This window comes from Tepidibacter thalassicus DSM 15285 (assembly GCF_900129915.1).
Taxonomy (GTDB): Bacteria; Bacillota; Clostridia; order Peptostreptococcales; family Peptostreptococcaceae; genus Tepidibacter; species Tepidibacter thalassicus.
This window is the reverse complement of the sequence record NZ_FQXH01000009.1, coordinates 1-17,185: the sequence shown is the minus strand read 5'-3', so window position 1 is coordinate 17,185 and position 17,185 is coordinate 1. Positions and strand designations below refer to the sequence as shown.

The window sequence follows — 17,185 nt, the reverse complement described above, 5'->3', positions numbered from 1 at the left end:
CATTTTTATATAGCGTGTTATTTTATTTTATTCGTATATATTATTTTGTTGAATAACTAAAATAAGTATATGACATTTTAATAAATACACATCTCATTCAAAAATCTTTTTTTGAATATTTATACCTAAAATATTAAGTCATTTTTTGTATTTTATTGTTGTTTTTTCGCTCCATTTAACCATTTCCAAGTTGTTGAAAACGTATTTATCGTTACTTTTTTAACAATATCTTTCTATTTATACTTATTATTTGCATAAATATACTTTATTTATTTTTTATTACAAAAAAACTATGTAAAATTATATTTACATAGTTTCAATATTGATTTTCAATTAATTTTCTTATACTATTTTCATCTACAGGAGGACTAAACAAATACCCTTGAACCATTTCACAACCATGTTCTTTTAAAAACTCAAACTGATCTTTAGTTTCTACCCCTTCTGCTATAACTTCAATATTCAAATTTTTAGCCATGGCTATAATTGCACTGACAATAGCTGTAGAATTTGAATCTATATATATATCCTTTATAAAAGAACTATCTATTTTCAACTTACTTATACACAAATTTTTAAGTTGAGCAAGAGATGAATATCCCGTTCCAAAATCATCCATAGATATGTTAACTTTTAAATCTTTAATTTTATTTAAAACATCTCTTATATAATCAATATTTTCCATAGATATACTTTCCGTAATCTCTAAATCTAAATATTTAGGGTCAATGCCAGTTTCCTTAATTATTTTCAAAATGCTTCTTGCAAAATTTCCTTCTTTTAACTGATTTACAGATACATTAACAGAAATAAATACATCAATCCCTAAATCATGAAATTTTTTAGCGTGAATACATGCATTTTTCAAAACCCAGTTTCCAATTTTAGTAATAAGACCACTACTTTCAGCTATAGGTATAAATTTACTCGGAGGAATAATCCCAAGCTTTATATGTTTCCATCTAAGAAGTGCTTCCATTCCAACTATTTTTTCTGTATTTACATCAAATATAGGCTGATAATTTATAAAAAACTCATTTTTATCTAATGCATATCTTAAATTATTTTCTAATATAAATTCTTCCTGAATTTTATCATTTAAATTAGAACAGTAAAACTTAAATTTGTTTTTCCCACTATCTTTTGCATTATACATAGCAATATCTGCATTCCTAATTAAAATACCACTCTCAACTCCATCATTTGGATATATAGAAATACCTATACTTGCTGATATATAAATCTTGTACTCCCCTATAAGATAAGGATTTTTAAAAATACTCATAATTCTCTGTACTGCTAAAGCTACATTTTCTATATTTACAATATCCTTAATTAATAGTGTAAATTCATCGCCACCCAATCTTGAAATTATATCATTCTTACGCACACATTTTTTTAATCTCAAAGCAACTTCTTTAAGAAGTTTATCTCCAACACAATGCCCTAAACTATCATTTATTTTTTTAAATCCATCAAGATCCATAAATAACACTGCTAACATTTTATTATTTTTTTTAGCTTTATTTATCTCTATATCTAACGTTTCCATAAAATACGATCTATTGTACAATCCCGTTAAACAATCTCTAAAAGCAAGATAATTTATTTTTTCTTCTTTTAATTTATTCTCAGTAATATCAGTGATTATCCCTGCAAAATGAGTAATATTATCTTTTTCATAATTTACAGAAAAAAAATTTACCAAGCTTACAGTAATTTCTCCATTTTTTTTAGTATTTACAATCTCTCCTCTCCATTTTCCTTCTTTTCTAAGATCACTCCACATATTTATATAAAAATCATTTACATTTTTCCCTATTAACTCATCTTTACTATATCCTGTTATTAAAGAAAAAGAAGAATTAATCCATTTTATATATCCATTAATGTCAGTTATCAATATACCCTCTGTACTATTCTCAAATACCTTTTCAAATAATATTAATTTTTTCTTATTTATTTCACTTTGAGTGATATCTTTTACAATTGAATATAAAAACTTCTTCCCATCAATATTAATACATCCACTATAAACTTCTACATTTCTTATTTCACCAGTTGATAATTTGTGAGGAAAGAAAAAATGACTTTTCTTTTTCATCTTAGCATCTTCTATATGTTTAAATACATCCTCACAAGGTAGTACATTTAAATCTGTTATTTTCAATTTAGTAAATTCTTCTTTAGTGTATTTATAAAATGAACATGCAGCTTGATTTGCATCTACAATTTGACCATCTTCAGTATACATAACAAATATCGGCAAATAATTTTCATATATACTTTCACAAAACTCTTTGCTTTCTTTCAATTTATCTTTTATCTCTATAGCTCTCACCCTCTTTGTACATCTTGTCTTATATTATAATTATTAAAAATTTATTAAATTGTGCAAAAAAAAACGTGATATTATTTTCAATATCACGCTCAAAATTTATCTATCATCACCTAATCTCTGCATTAATTTACTATTAAATTCTTGAGCTGCATTGTAACCCATAGCCTTTTGTCTATAATTTCTAGCAGCAACTTCTATAATCATAGCCATATTTCTTCCAGGCTTTACAGGTATTGTTATCTTCTCTACAGGTATCCCTAGAATATCCATATATTCTTCATCTATTCCTAATCTATCATAATATTTTCCATCTTCCCAAGGTTCGAGGTGAATTACCATATCTATATATTTTTTAGGTTTTATAGCACCTACTCCAAATAAACTTTTAATATCGAGTATTCCTACACCCCTTATTTCCATAAGATACCTTATAAGTTCTGGAGCTTGCCCAATTAAAACATCTTCATCTATTTTTCTAATTTCAACAGCATCATCAGCTACTAATCTATGTCCTCTTTTTACAAGCTCTAAAGCAGTTTCCGATTTGCCAACTCCACTTTCTCCCATTATAAGCGTTCCTATACCATATACATCTACTAACACTCCGTGTATTGTGGTAGAAGGAGCAAGCTTTGCATCTAAATAATTAGAAAGTTTATTTATAAATCTAGTTGTATTCATCTTTGTAGATAAAAATATTTTTTTGTGCTTTTTAGCACATTCAACTGCATCATCATTAGGTTTAAGTCCTCTTGTTAAAACCAATGCAGGTATGTCATAAGAAAAAAGTTTATTTAGTCTTTCCCATCTTGTTTTTTCATCTAAATACTGAAAATATTGATATTCTCCCATTCCTACAATTTGTATTCTATCATGAGAGAAATAGTCAAAAAAACCAGCATATTGAAGTCCAGGTCTATTTACATCTGAAGATGTCACATAATAATCTACATCTTCAGGCATATAAACTATATCCAATTTTAAATCTTCTATTATTTGTCTTACAGATACTTTATCCATTACATCCCCTTCTTTCTAAAATAATTATATACGCTTTGAGCTGCTTTTTTATTCATACTTTCTACTTTTTCAAGTTCATGTATTGACGCATTTTTTATATTATCTATTGTCTTAAAATGAAAAAGCAAATTCATTTTTCTCTTTTTTCCTATATTAGGTATATCATCTAATACAGACTCTTTCATCCTTTTCTCTCTAAGTGATTTGTGATAACTTATAGCAAATCTATGAGCTTCTTCTTGAATAGCTGCAATAAATTTATATACATTTGAATATTTATCAAGTTCTATTTTTTTCTCTAAAGAAATAAGCCCTTTTGTTCTATGTTTATCATCTTTATACATACCCCACAGAGGAATATTTAAATTGTTTTTTCTAAGAACTTTATCTACAACTCTTACTTGTCCTAGCCCTCCATCTAAAAGCATCAAATCAGGATAATTGTTATTCTTAATCCTTCTTGTTATTATTTCCTCCATAGAAGCATAATCATTAGGTCCAATTACAGTTTTTATTTTAAATCTTCTATATTCTTTTATATCTTTTTTGCCATTAGTAAAAACAACCATGCTTCCAACCGAGTCCACTCCTTGTATATTCGATATGTCAAAAGCTTCTATTCTAATGGGTTTTTTATCCAAATTCAAAATTCCTTTTAATTCCTCTAAAACTCCATTAGTTTTCTCAAATCTTATCTTTTTTAAATTTGTAAATTTCTCTAAATACTCCATGGCATTTTTTCTGACCATCTCAATAAGTTCTTTTTTTTCTCCCTTTTTGGGAATTTTAATATTTACTCTTTTATTTTTATTATTACTTAACCAGTCCTTTATTATTTCTATATCATCTATTTCTTCTTCTATTATCAATTCTTTTGGAATAAAATTTTGATTTGAATAAAATTGTTTTATAAATGAAGATAGTATTTCACTTTTATCAGCATCCATAATATTTTCAATAATGTAATGTTCCCTTCCAACTATTTTCCCATTTCTTACAAAAAACACTTGAACACAAGCTTCATTATTAGATTTTGCCATGGCTATTACATCTTGATCTGATGTATTACTAGTTGAAACTATTTTTTGATTTTCAATCATTTTTTCAATACTCATTATTTTATCTCTATATTTTGCTGCTTTTTCAAACTCCAAACATTCAGATGCTTCATTCATTTTTTCTTGCAGTTCATTTTTTAAATTTTCAATTTTTCCTGATAGAATCATTATTATTTCATCTATCATTATTTTATATTCATTTTTATCTACATTACCCGTACATGGGCCTACACATTTATTTATATAAAAACTAAGACATGGTCGTTGTTTTCTAGCTATAACTCTTTGTATATCTAAACTACAAGTTCTTATAGGATAAATACTGTGTATAATATCTAGAGTATCATTTAAAGCAGATATATCAGTATATGGTCCAAAATATCTCGCTCCATCTTTTTTTATTTTTCTAACTTTTAACACTCTAGGATAATCCTCATTTAATGTTATTTTTATATACGGATACGTTTTATCATCTCTTAAAAGCACATTATACTTTGGTTTATATTCTTTTATAAGATTACATTCAAGTATTAATGCTTCAACCTCTGAATCCGTAATTATATACTCAAATTCAGCTATATTTTTAACCATAGATTTTACTTTTAATGAATGATTTTTTGATGATTGAAAATATTGTCTGACTCTGTTTTTTAAAGATACAGCCTTACCTACATAAATTACATTTTTATATTTATCTTTCATCATATAAACTCCAGATAAGTCTGGTAACTTCTTTAATTGTTCTTTTATATCAAACATTTTTACAACTCCTTAAAATTTATTATAATTAATTTTTAAGAATTTTTAAATAAAAACACAAAAATAGTTCTATATCGTTTAAAATACAGAACTATTTTAAAATTCATGATATTTTACAACTATTACATTTTTGTTTATTTTCATTTTTCCAAGATAAAGCTATACATGCGCTAATAATAATAGTTCCACCTAGTATAGTTAGATAATCAGGAATTTCTGTCCAAAATAAAAATCCCCACATAGCATTAAATACAATTCCAATATAACGAGTTACAGCTACAACAGCAGCATTTTCATGAGTAAACGCCTTTGTTAAACATATCTGTCCAAGTAAAGAAACAACACCTATACATGTAAGATAAAAAAGTTCAAGTGGATTTGGTATTACAAATTTATTCCATCCAAGAGGAATAGATACTAAAGCCGCTGTTGCTAAAAAATAAAATACAATCTCATAAGTATGATGCTTTTTACTCAAATGTCTTATAGTAATTGATGCACCAGCAGCGAATACAGCACTAAGAATCCCGTACAATGAATATATAGAATAAGTAGAATAATTAAACGGTCTAATAATTAATATAGCACCTAAAAAAACAATTGGAAGCAAATACATAGTCTTTTTAGACATTTTCTCCTTTAGAAAAATAAAAGATAATATAATCACAAAAAAAGGCGACAAATGAGCTAATATACTTGCATCTGCTAATGGTATTTTTGAAATAGTATAAAAATATGCAATCAAATAAAGAGCACCAAGAACCCCTCTTAATACTAATAAAGGTATTCCATCTGTAGAAAACGATACTTTATTTTTTCTCATTATTAAATATAATATAAAAGTTCCTATAATGCTTCTAAAAAATACAACTTCAATCGAAGGAATAGATAAACTAACAGCTTTTACAAGAGCATTCATAACACTGAAAACAAGCGAAGATAAAATCGCAAGAATTACACCATTTTTCATTTTTTTCTCTCCATTTCATTAAATATATCATCTACTTCATCACATATTTTATCAATAAATATATCCTTGTTAAAAGAATGCTTACCTTCTCTATTTATATATTCATTTAACTTCTTCTCAAATATTTTTATTAGCTCTAAAGTTTGAGGCATATCGATATTTATTTTTTTTGCTAAATTATATATAAGTTTAAGCTTTTTATAATCTTCAAAAGGTATTCTTGGAATAATTAACTTTCCATTCTCATCTTTATAAACTTGTTTATAAGGAACTGCTGAAAAATCAAAATATTTTCCATTTTCATCGGGTATAGAAAATGGATCAATAAGAATAGCTGAATATCTTATATATAAAAGATATTGTTGTTTTATTTCATCTAATTCCATAAAATTTTCAATATCTTCACGAGAGATAGTAATTTCATGAACTGGATAATTATCATCATTTAAAAATTTTAAAAGATTAATAGGTTTTGCATTAAAATATTGAATAAATTTAGAAATTTCTTTCCATAGCAAAAGCATAGTTCTTATTGAATGCTGAGTAATTGGCCCTTCTGGATATATTTTATACATATATTTTTTAGATTTTCTACTGGTTAAAATCTCATTTAATGAAAATTCATTTATAAAAAAAGGAGGATGAACATAAGTTGTAATATTCTTACTTTCTGCTTCAATAGTATTACTTACAATTGTGCATTGTACTCCAAAACTTTCAATAAAATTTTTAACATCAAAAATAATTTTACTTTTATTTTTACTTGAAGATATATATATTCGTTTTTTTAATGCTTTTGTAAAAGCACATGTTGCCCTTAAATTACTAGATTCAAACTTTGTAGCCGCATAATAGTTAGAAAAACTGATAACATCAATTTTATCTTTTATTTTTAATTGACTATTAACCAAAAGATTCGAGCCAATACTTGGAGATATCAAAATAATAGTTTTTATTTGTTTTAATTTATTTACATTTAAATCATTAATTACATCTTTATAACTATCACTCGGTGTACACATAATTATTGTATCCCAAATATCATCTATATTATTATACCCTTCATAAAAATATTTTAATTTAACCTTTCCACAAATATTAGATAATTTTTCACCTTGTGCCTTTGATTTTATAATATAATTATTTTGTTTTAATTCTTCTTTAAATCTAGTTAAGTGAAAACTTTTTCTACTAACCAAACCTATATTATTACACCATCCATTTGAAATATTAACAGCAACATTTATTGCAACTGGACCTGCACCTACTATTAACACATTCCCAAAACATGAAGTACAAGATAACTCTTTATTAATAATCGAAGTATTAACCGCACTCATAATACGATCTCTCCAAAATAATAGTATCATATATATTTTTATCTTCATCTATTTTTATTTGAATCCAATCTTTAGATAAATTTTTTTCAAACGGATAATTAAAAATCGATTTTAAACCATTTCCATATCTTAAAATTATTTTAGCATTAGTATTTATATTTTCTTTTAAATCAGCTAAAACTTCCTTTTTATTCTTAACAAGAGAAGCTACAATAATATGAGTAGCCACTTTAACAAAATCAAGCTCTCTTAAACTTTTACTAGAAAATTTTATAATAGAATCAAGCTTTAAAGATTCAGTAACATTTTTTGCAAGACTTATAGCTTCATTGTCTATATCCACACACATTACCTGAGCTCCTATTTCTTTAGCAATAGTAATTGCTGAAACCGGAAATGCACCAGAACCAACAAAAATAACTTTAGATTTATTATTTATACCTAAATTTTTAAATTCATATCTAACAGAATCTGATAACATCATTATATAATTACTTCTATTTAATTCATCATTATCTATACAACTCGATTGATATTTCTCTATATAGCATAGTGCATTTGATGCCGTTTCTCTTAACTTTTCACAATAATATTTTATTTGATAATCATCCTTCCACAAATTCCATCGTTTTAAATTTTCTTCGCAATTCATAAACTCACAAAGATAATCTAATTTATCACTTAAAAAATCAAAACACTCATAACAATCTTTCGAATAGTTTATAAGCTCTTTTATTTCATATTCCAATAATTTTAAAGAAAGCAATAACTTGTATTTATCTTTCACCTAATTATCTCCCCTTTTGTACTAATATATATTTGATTTTAAATTTAAGTAAAAATATATAGTTACTTATCCCTATATATTTTTACTTAATTCAAATCAGCAAACAATACTAGATCTTATTGGTATTATAGGTCTTATTGGTGTTACTGTAGTATACCCCCCATTACTAACACTAACATCAACTTCAACTTTATAAACCTCTTGTAGTAAATTAGGATCTAATACATCTTTTGGCAGTCCTTTTTTGACTATTTTTCCATCATGAAGTAAAAGTATATTATCACTATATCTTGCAACTAAAGCAAGATCATGGAGAACAACAAGCGTTATTGCCCCTGTTTGTTTAGTATACTGCTGAGCTATATCTAAAACTTGAAGCTGATGACGAAGATCTAATGCACTAGTAGGTTCATCAAGTAATAATACCTTTGGTTTTGAAACTAATGCTTGAGCCATTGTTACAAGCTGACGCTGTCCTCCACTAAGTTTACAAAATGGAAAGTAACTAAGTGATAACAATCCAAGGTCTTTTAACATTTGAGTTACAGCATCTATATGATGCTTCTCAACTTTCCAAGTAAGATCTTTTACTCTTCCTAAAAGCACCATCTCAAATACAGATAGCTCAGTTGTTGTCGTAGACATCTGAGGAACATAAGCAATACTATTTTTAGATAAAGAATTACCATGAGAATCTGTTAAAACAACATCTCCCCTCGACTTAATAAGTCTTGCTATAGACTTAATTAATGTTGTTTTGCCAGTTCCATTAGGACCTATTATAGATGTTAGCTCTCCGCCTTTAAGTACAGCTGAAATATCTTTTAATACTGTTTTATTTTGAAAACTAACACCTATATTAGATATTTTCATATTAATCATTTAACTTCACTCCTCTTTAAAATTAAGTAAAGTAAAAACGGTACACCAACTAAAGATGTAACTATACCAATCGGAACTATCGCTCCAGGAATTACCACCTTAGCAATAATCGAAGCCACAAGCATCAAAAGAACTCCAAACAAAGCTGAAAGTGGAGCTAAATAACGCTGGTCTTCGCCAACTAACATACGTCCAAAATGAGGAGCAACTAAACCAATAAAACCTATAGTTCCAATAAATGCAACTGCTCCAGCTGTAAGTAATGCACTAATAATAAAAACTCTCAAACGCAATTTATCTGTATTTATACCAAGACTTCTTGCTCTTTCTTCCCCTGCACAAAGAGCAGTAAGTCTCCAAGCATAACGAGTTAATAATATTGCACACACTAAAAAAACTCCTCCACTTATAAAAACACCCGTCCAAGTAGATTTTAATAAACTCCCAAACATCCAAAATACAATCTGTTGAGCAACTTCTGGCGTAGCTCTAAATTGCACAAGAGATTGAAGAGCTTGAAAGAAAAAGTTAACAACAATACCGAACAAAACCATAGTTTTAGCATCCATTCCTTTAGCTTTTCCTAATATATATATTGCTAAAGTCGCACAAAGAGACATAATAAAAGCAGACAAAGGCACGCTCAACCAAGATATTCCTTTAATAGGAAAACCAGTCAAAAATGATATTGCAGCACCAAATCCAGCAGCTGAAGATATACCTAAAGTATATGGACTAGCAAGTGGATTAGCCAAAATTGTTTGCATCTGTGTACCCGCAAGACCTAATCCAGCTCCAACACACAAGCATGTAGCAGTCATGGGAAGTCTTACCGACCAAACAATAGCAGAATTCATAGTATCTCCTTTAGGTCCTAACTTTAAAGCGTTAATCACATCACCTATTTTTAACCAAGCAGGTCCTACCATTAAATCAACTAACAATAGAGTAATTAAACTTGTTAGTACAATGAAAAATATTATTTGACGTTTCCTGTTGATTTGCCTATATATATTTTCACCTTTAACGAAATTAGAATTTAAATCTATAGATGTATTTGAATTATTCATTATTACCACCTAATTTTGTCATAAAATTGCCAATAGGTTCAACAGGAAGATATTTTTCATAAAATTTCTTATGATTCTCTAAAGGGTTAATGTCTTTAAAAACTTCTGGATGCAATGCCTTTGCTATGTATTGTAAGTATACATAATCATAAAGACTTCTTAATCCAGCATGATCCATACTATAAACTTCTCTGTTTTTAACAGCATTTAACTTATCCCAACCTTGTCTTTGAATATAAGCCTCAAGCTTTTCTTGAGTACTACTATCTTCAACATCAAATCCCATTAAAACACAATCTTTATCTTTTTTAGCCCAATTTAAACCTGCAAAGAAAATTACATCTGGATTTGATGATAATATGTATTCAGGACTTAAAGGACCATAACTTTCTACTTTTCCTTCAGCTATATTTTTTCCTCCACCTAATTTAACAAGATTACCCCACATATAATTACCATAACTATTTCCATATACATTTGGTCCTTTATTCGCAAGTTCAAAATATACAGATTTAACTGATTGCTTTGATTTTGCCACACGATTTTTAACATCTTCTACAGCTGATTTATATTCATCTGCTAATTGTTTAGCACGTTCTTCGTTTCCCATTACTTTTCCAATAATTAATGTACTTTTAATATGTTTTTCAAGAGTTTGTGCATTATAGTCAACAACAACAACAGGGATTCCTGCTTGTTCAAGTTTTTCAACATTTGCACCTAATGTTTCATATTGAAACGGTGCTAAAATAGCCACATCTGGACGAGTAGCAAGAAGTTTTTCCATACTAAATTTACCACTATAAATAGAACCTGTATCTACTATATCATTAAGACGAGGCACTTCTTTTGAATATTTCAACCATTGAGAATAAAAAAAATCACTCCATTCACCTTTTGACATAGCAACAACTTTATCAAAAGAATCAATACCATTTATCGCTAAAAAGTTTTCAAAATAAAAACCAAGAAATACTCTTTCAGCAGGTTTATCTAAAACAACTTCTCTACCTAAAATATCATTAAACTTAATTTGTGCTTTTTTATCACCATTTGCTGTAGTTATTGCTGTTTCTGTTTTTTGAGTACTACACCCTACTATTAACATTGAAAATACTGCTACAATCAAAAATAATAATAAATTCTTTCTCTTCATATGTATACCTCCCTTTGTAAATTTAAAATGTCTTTTTTAAATTAATACTTCATCACACAATGATATTACTTTTTAAATCTGTAAATCATTCTCCCCTTTTAATGAATAGACATCATTATGAATATGTCTATCATTAATTAATAATAATCATTATCATTTAGTTTCCATTTGTATTATAACACTGGCAATATATGGTGTCAATAGAACCTGTAAAATTTTTAAATATAAATTACATAATTTAATAGTTACCCTTTTTAAAGTTTATGATATAATAATAGTAATCAAATTTTTAAGGAGTGTGAGTGTTGACATGTCCCATGCTGACAGGTCGGTTCCGACCCGAGTCAAAGATGTTTCTGCTTGCTTGGGTATTTTACTTCTAATGTATTTTATATCTAATTTATTTATAGGACTACTTTAAAGATAATTAAAAAGAGCCTAAATTTAGGCTCTTTCTTCTTTTACTATTTTAAAGTCAAAAATATCTTTTTAAAAACATTCCTGTATATGATTTTTCATTTTGTGATACTTCTTTAGGAGTTCCCTCAGCAACTATTTGTCCACCTTTATCTCCACCTTCTGGACCTAAATCTATTATATAATCTGCTGTTTTTATGACATCTAAATTGTGCTCTATAACTACAACTGAATTTCCTGCATCTACAAGCTTTTGAAGCACTTTTATAAGTTTATCTACATCTGCAATATGAAGACCAGTCGTTGGTTCATCTAATATATAAAGTGTTTTACCTGTAGATCTTTTACTTAACTCAGTAGCAAGCTTAATTCTTTGAGCTTCTCCACCTGATAACTGAGTTGATGGCTGTCCAAGTTTTATATATGAAAGCCCTACATCTATAAGCGTTTGAAGTTTTCTCTTTATTTTTGGTATATTTTCAAAAAACTCAACAGCTTCTTCTACATTCATATTAAGTACATCAGATATAGTTTTTCCCTTGTATTTAACTTGAAGAGTTTCTCTATTATATCTTTCTCCTTTACACACTTCACATTGTACATATACATCTGGTAAAAAGTGCATTTCTATTTTTATAATTCCATCTCCCTTACAAGCTTCACATCTTCCCCCTTTTACATTAAAACTAAATCTTCCCTTTTTATATCCTCTAGCTTTCGCTTCAGGTGTTTGAGAAAATACTTCTCTTATCATATCAAATACTCCAGTATATGTAGCAGGATTTGATCTCGGTGTTCTTCCTATAGGTGATTGATCTATATTTATTACTTTATCTATATTTTCTACTCCTAATATTTCTTTGTGTAATCCCGGTTTTACTCTAAGTCCTTGAGTCTTTGAAGCTACACCTTTATATAATATCTCATTTATAAGTGAACTTTTGCCTGATCCTGAAACTCCTGTTATACATGTAAATACTCCAAGTGGTATTTTTACATCTATGTTTTTCAAGTTGTTTTCTTTTGCTTTTTTTATTTCTATATATTTTCCATTAGGTTTCCTAACTTCATTTGGAATAACTATTTTTTCTTTTCCACTCAGATATTTTCCCGTTATAGATTTTTCACATTTCTTTATTTCATCTATTGTTCCTTGTGCAACTATTTCTCCTCCATATATTCCAGCTCCTGGTCCTATATCAACTATATAATCCGCTGCATACATAGTATCTTCATCATGCTCTACTACTATAAGAGTATTACCTATATCAGTTAAATGCCTTAAAGTTTTAATTAATCTTTCATTATCCCTTTGATGAAGTCCAATACTTGGTTCATCTAATACATAAAGCACTCCAACTAATGCCGACCCTATTTGAGTTGCAAGCCTAATTCTCTGTGATTCTCCCCCTGATAAAGTTCCCGCTTTTCTTGATAAATTAAGATATTCAAGGCCTACATCTTTTAAAAATTTTGCTCTTTTCTTTATCTCTTTTAGTATTTCTAAGGCAATCAATTTTTGTTTTTCACTTAATTGAATATTTTCTATAAAATCTAACAACTCATTTATAGACATATTAGTAATCTCACTTATATTTTTATCATTTATAAGAACTGACAAACTCTCTTTTTTAAGTCTTGCTCCTTTACATACAGGACATGGACTTTCAATCATAAATTCTTCTATTTTTTCTCTTATATACTCTGAATTTGTTTCTTTATACCTTCTTTCTAAATTGTTTATAACTCCTTCAAATGGTGCTTGATATGTCCTATATCCCCCAAATTTAGATTCATAATCAAATTTTACAAGTATATTGTTATTCCCATATAAAAGCTCATTTGTAAATTCATCTGGTAATTCTTTAAATGGAATATCTAACGATACATTAAATTCATTAGCTAAGCTTTCAACCATTTTATAATAATAAGTATCTTCACTACCAGCTCCCCCAACCGAAAACCAAGGAGCAATTGCTCCATCTTTTATAGATAAATCTTTATTTGGTATAACTAAATCTTTATCAACTTTTTTCATATCTCCAAGTCCATTACAATTTTTACATGCTCCAAAAGGACTATTAAATGAAAACATTCTTGGAGATAATTCATCTACTCCTATGCCATGGTCAGGACATGTAAATTTAGTTGAAAAAAGTATCTCTCTATCACTTATTATATCTATAATCACAAGTCCATCTGAAAGTTTAATAGCAGTTTCAATAGAATCACTCAATCTACTTTCTATACCTTTTTTTATTATTATTCTATCTACTATAACCTCTATATCGTGTTTCTTATTTTTTTCTAACTCTATTTCGTCTGTAACTTCATATTGTTCTTTATCAACTCTTATTCTTACAAATCCTTCTTTTTTAATATTTTCTATGACTTTTTCATGCCTTCCTTTTTTTCCTCTAACAACAGGTGATAATATCTGTATTTTAGTTCTTTCAGAAAGCTCCATAACCTTATCTACTATTTCTTGAACTGTCATTTGACTTATTTTTTTACCACATACAGGACAGTGCGGCTCTCCAATTCTAGCAAATAAAAGCCTTAAATAATCATATATTTCTGTAACAGTTCCAACAGTCGATCTAGGATTTTTCGATGTTGTCTTTTGATCTATAGATATTGCAGGAGATAATCCTTCTATATATTCAACATTTGGCTTTTCTATTTGTCCTAGAAATTGTCTAGCATAAGCTGATAAACTTTCAACATACCTCCTCTGTCCTTCTGCATATATAGTATCAAATGCCAAAGAAGACTTACCAGAACCAGAAATCCCTGTAAACACTATAAATTTATTTCTCGGAATCTCTATATTAATATTTTTTAAATTATGCTCTTTTGCTCCTTTTATTACTATCTTTTCATTTTCCATCAATACCCAATCCTTTCTTTAAGCTCATTTATCTTATCGCGAAGTTGTGCCGCTCTTTCAAATTGAAGATTTTTAGCAGCTTCCATCATTTCGTGATTTAATTTTTCTATAGTTTCTTTTATTCCATTTACATCTAGCTCTTTTTTTGTTTCATATTCTACTTCTTCATCAGCAATCATTGTAGCCTCAATCAAACTCCTTATCTCTTTTTTTATAGTTTGAGGTACTATATCGTGTTCTTCATTGTACCTTATTTGTATATTTCTTCTTCTATTTGTCTCACTTATTGCTTTTTCCATAGAATTGGTTATTTTATCTGCATACATTATAACTTTTCCATTTTTATTTCTCGCAGCTCTCCCTATTGTCTGTATCAAAGAAGTTTCTGACCTTAAAAATCCCTCTTTATCTGCATCAAGTATAGCAACAAGAGATACTTCAGGAATATCAAGTCCTTCCCTTAAAAGATTTATCCCAACTAATACGTCAAATTCCCCTATCCTTAAATCCCTTATAATTTCTACTCTTTTTAAAGTATCTATATCCGAATGTAAATACTTCACTTTAATCCCTGCATTCCTTAAATAATCAGTTAAATCTTCCGCCATTTTTTTAGTAAGTGTCGTAACTAAAACTCTCTCCTTGCTTTCAACTCTCTTATTTATCTCTCCTAAAAGATTATCTATCTGTCCATCAATTGGCCTTACATCTATTTGAGGATCTAAAAGGCCTGTCGGCCTTATAATCTGCTCTGCAAATTCACTTGAATTTTGAATTTCATAAGACCCAGGAGTAGCTGATACAAACAATACCTGATTTATATTCTCCTCAAACTCTTCAAAACTCAATGGTCTATTATCATATGCTGAAGGTAGCCTAAAACCATTTTCAATAAGAGAAGTTTTTCTAGACCTATCTCCTCCATACATTCCTCTTATTTGAGGTACTGTAACATGAGATTCATCTATTATTATCAAATAATCATCTGGAAAAAAATCCATAAGAGTATACGGCTTTTCTCCCTCTTTTCTCTCCGTTAAATACCTTGAATAATTTTCTATTCCTTGACAAAATCCAATTTCTCTAAGCATTTCTATATCATATCTTGTTCTCTGTTCAATTCTTTGCGCTTCTAACAATTTATCATTTTCCTTAAAGTATTTTATTCTTTCATTAAGTTCTTTTTCTATTTCAACTATTGCTTTTTCAAGTTTTTCTTTGCTAGTTGCATAATGAGATGCAGGAAATATAACTACATGATTTCTAACCCCTATTATTTCTCCTGTTAGATAATTAATCTCTGTTATTCTATCTATTTCATCTCCAAAAAATTCAACTCTTACTCCTATTTCATCTGAATTTGCAGGTATTATTTCAAGTATATCCCCTCTCACTCTAAACGTTCCCCTTACAAAATTTACATCATTTCTTTCATATTGTATTTCAACTAATCTCTTTATAACTTCATCCCTATCCTTTTGTATCCCAGGCCTTAAAGATAGCATAAGCTCTTTATATTCTTTCGGATCTCCAAGTCCATATATACAAGATACAGATGATACTACTATTACATCTCTTCTTTCAAGTACAGCAGAAGTTGCTGAATGTCTCAATTTATCTATTTCTTCATTTACTAAAGCATCTTTTTCTATATATGTGTCCGTTTGAGCTACATATGCCTCTGGTTGATAATAATCATAATAACTTACAAAATATTCAACAGCATTATTAGGAAAAAATTCTTTAAATTCACTATATAGCTGTGCAGCTAGTGTTTTATTATGAGCTATAATCAATGTGGGTTTTTGTACTTTTTGTATAACATTTGCCATTGTAAATGTTTTTCCCGATCCTGTAACTCCTAAAAGCGTTACATATTTTTTTTTATTATTTATCGCACTGACAATTTTATCTATAGCCTGCGGTTGATCACCTGTAGGCTTAAATTTCGACTCTAATTTAAATTCCATGTAATCGCCTCTTCCTACAACTAATTATTTTTATAATTCAATACTAATATACCTACAATATCCCAACTTTAATCATTTAATAAATTATAACAAAAAAAGACCTCTATTTAAAATAGAAGTCTTTTAGGGGGGAGATTGAGTTAAATTTAATTTTTAGCTGTGTATTAATATTATAACCAATATTTAATATTATATACATAAATCATTACAAAATAAATGTGGCTACGTCCTACTCTCCCAGGAGGTCTCCCTCCAAGTACCATCGGCGCTGAGGAGCTTAACTTCTGTGTTCGGAATGGGAACAGGTGTATCCTCCTCGCTATTGTAACCACATAATCTTTATTTTTTCATACTTTCAAAACTGCACAGATTTATTGGTCAAGTCCTCGACCTATTAGTATCCATCAGCTGAACTCATTACTGAGCTTACACCTTGGACCTATCTACCAGGTAGTCTTCCTGGGGTCTTACCCTTGCGGTGGGAAATCTTATCTTGAGGGTGGCTTCGCGCTTAGATGCTTTCAG

The 17,185-nt window shown here is 28.5% G+C and carries 11 protein-coding genes and 2 rRNA genes; all 13 read right to left on the bottom strand.

The features are described from left to right. Positions 1-316: 316 nt before the first annotated feature. Positions 317-2,341: a sensor domain-containing protein gene (locus BUA19_RS05110; RefSeq protein WP_072724361.1), complete on the bottom strand. Its 2,025-nt coding sequence runs from the start codon at positions 2,339-2,341 to the stop codon at positions 317-319. 96 nt (positions 2,342-2,437) lie between these two features. Further along, complete coding sequence (hprK, locus tag BUA19_RS05105; protein WP_072724359.1) at positions 2,438-3,361, bottom strand: HPr(Ser) kinase/phosphatase; 924 nt, start codon at positions 3,359-3,361, stop codon at positions 2,438-2,440. Beyond that, entirely contained in the window at positions 3,361-5,178 is a 1,818-nt protein-coding gene (gene uvrC, locus BUA19_RS05100) for an excinuclease ABC subunit UvrC (RefSeq protein ID WP_072724356.1), read from the bottom strand. The genes hprK and uvrC overlap by 1 nt, the downstream gene beginning before the upstream one ends. 103 nt (positions 5,179-5,281) lie before the next feature. Then, positions 5,282-6,148, bottom strand: a complete 867-nt coding sequence (locus BUA19_RS05095; RefSeq protein WP_072724354.1) for a DMT family transporter — start codon at positions 6,146-6,148, stop codon at positions 5,282-5,284. Next, positions 6,145-7,488 (bottom strand): opine metallophore biosynthesis dehydrogenase, encoded by a 1,344-nt coding sequence (locus BUA19_RS05090; protein WP_072724351.1) that lies wholly within the window; start codon positions 7,486-7,488, stop codon positions 6,145-6,147. The genes BUA19_RS05095 and BUA19_RS05090 overlap by 4 nt, the downstream gene beginning before the upstream one ends. Further along, positions 7,475-8,275: a nicotianamine synthase family protein gene (locus BUA19_RS05085; protein ID WP_072724349.1), complete on the bottom strand. Its 801-nt coding sequence runs from the start codon at positions 8,273-8,275 to the stop codon at positions 7,475-7,477. Before BUA19_RS05085 ends, BUA19_RS05090 begins: the two co-directional genes overlap by 14 nt. Positions 8,276-8,371: 96 nt before the next feature. Next, positions 8,372-9,157: an ABC transporter ATP-binding protein gene (locus tag BUA19_RS05080; RefSeq protein ID WP_072724348.1), complete on the bottom strand. Its 786-nt coding sequence runs from the start codon at positions 9,155-9,157 to the stop codon at positions 8,372-8,374. After that, complete coding sequence (locus BUA19_RS05075) at positions 9,154-10,227, bottom strand: FecCD family ABC transporter permease (RefSeq protein WP_072724347.1); 1,074 nt, start codon at positions 10,225-10,227, stop codon at positions 9,154-9,156. The genes BUA19_RS05080 and BUA19_RS05075 overlap by 4 nt, the downstream gene beginning before the upstream one ends. Next, complete coding sequence (locus BUA19_RS05070; protein ID WP_072724346.1) at positions 10,220-11,383, bottom strand: ABC transporter substrate-binding protein; 1,164 nt, start codon at positions 11,381-11,383, stop codon at positions 10,220-10,222. Before BUA19_RS05070 ends, BUA19_RS05075 begins: the two co-directional genes overlap by 8 nt. A 475-nt stretch (positions 11,384-11,858) precedes the next feature. Next, the gene (gene uvrA / locus BUA19_RS05065; protein ID WP_072724345.1) at positions 11,859-14,690 is read right to left on the bottom strand and encodes an excinuclease ABC subunit UvrA; all 2,832 of its coding nucleotides are present in this window, start codon (positions 14,688-14,690) and stop codon (positions 11,859-11,861) included. After that, entirely contained in the window at positions 14,690-16,660 is a 1,971-nt protein-coding gene (gene uvrB, locus BUA19_RS05060; RefSeq protein WP_072724344.1) for an excinuclease ABC subunit UvrB, read from the bottom strand. Before uvrB ends, uvrA begins: the two co-directional genes overlap by 1 nt. Before the next feature lie 216 nt (positions 16,661-16,876). Beyond that, a 5S ribosomal RNA gene (gene rrf, locus BUA19_RS05055) occupies positions 16,877-16,993 on the bottom strand. 41 nt (positions 16,994-17,034) lie between these two features. Then, positions 17,035-17,185, bottom strand: a 23S ribosomal RNA gene (locus BUA19_RS05050); the annotation flags it as partial.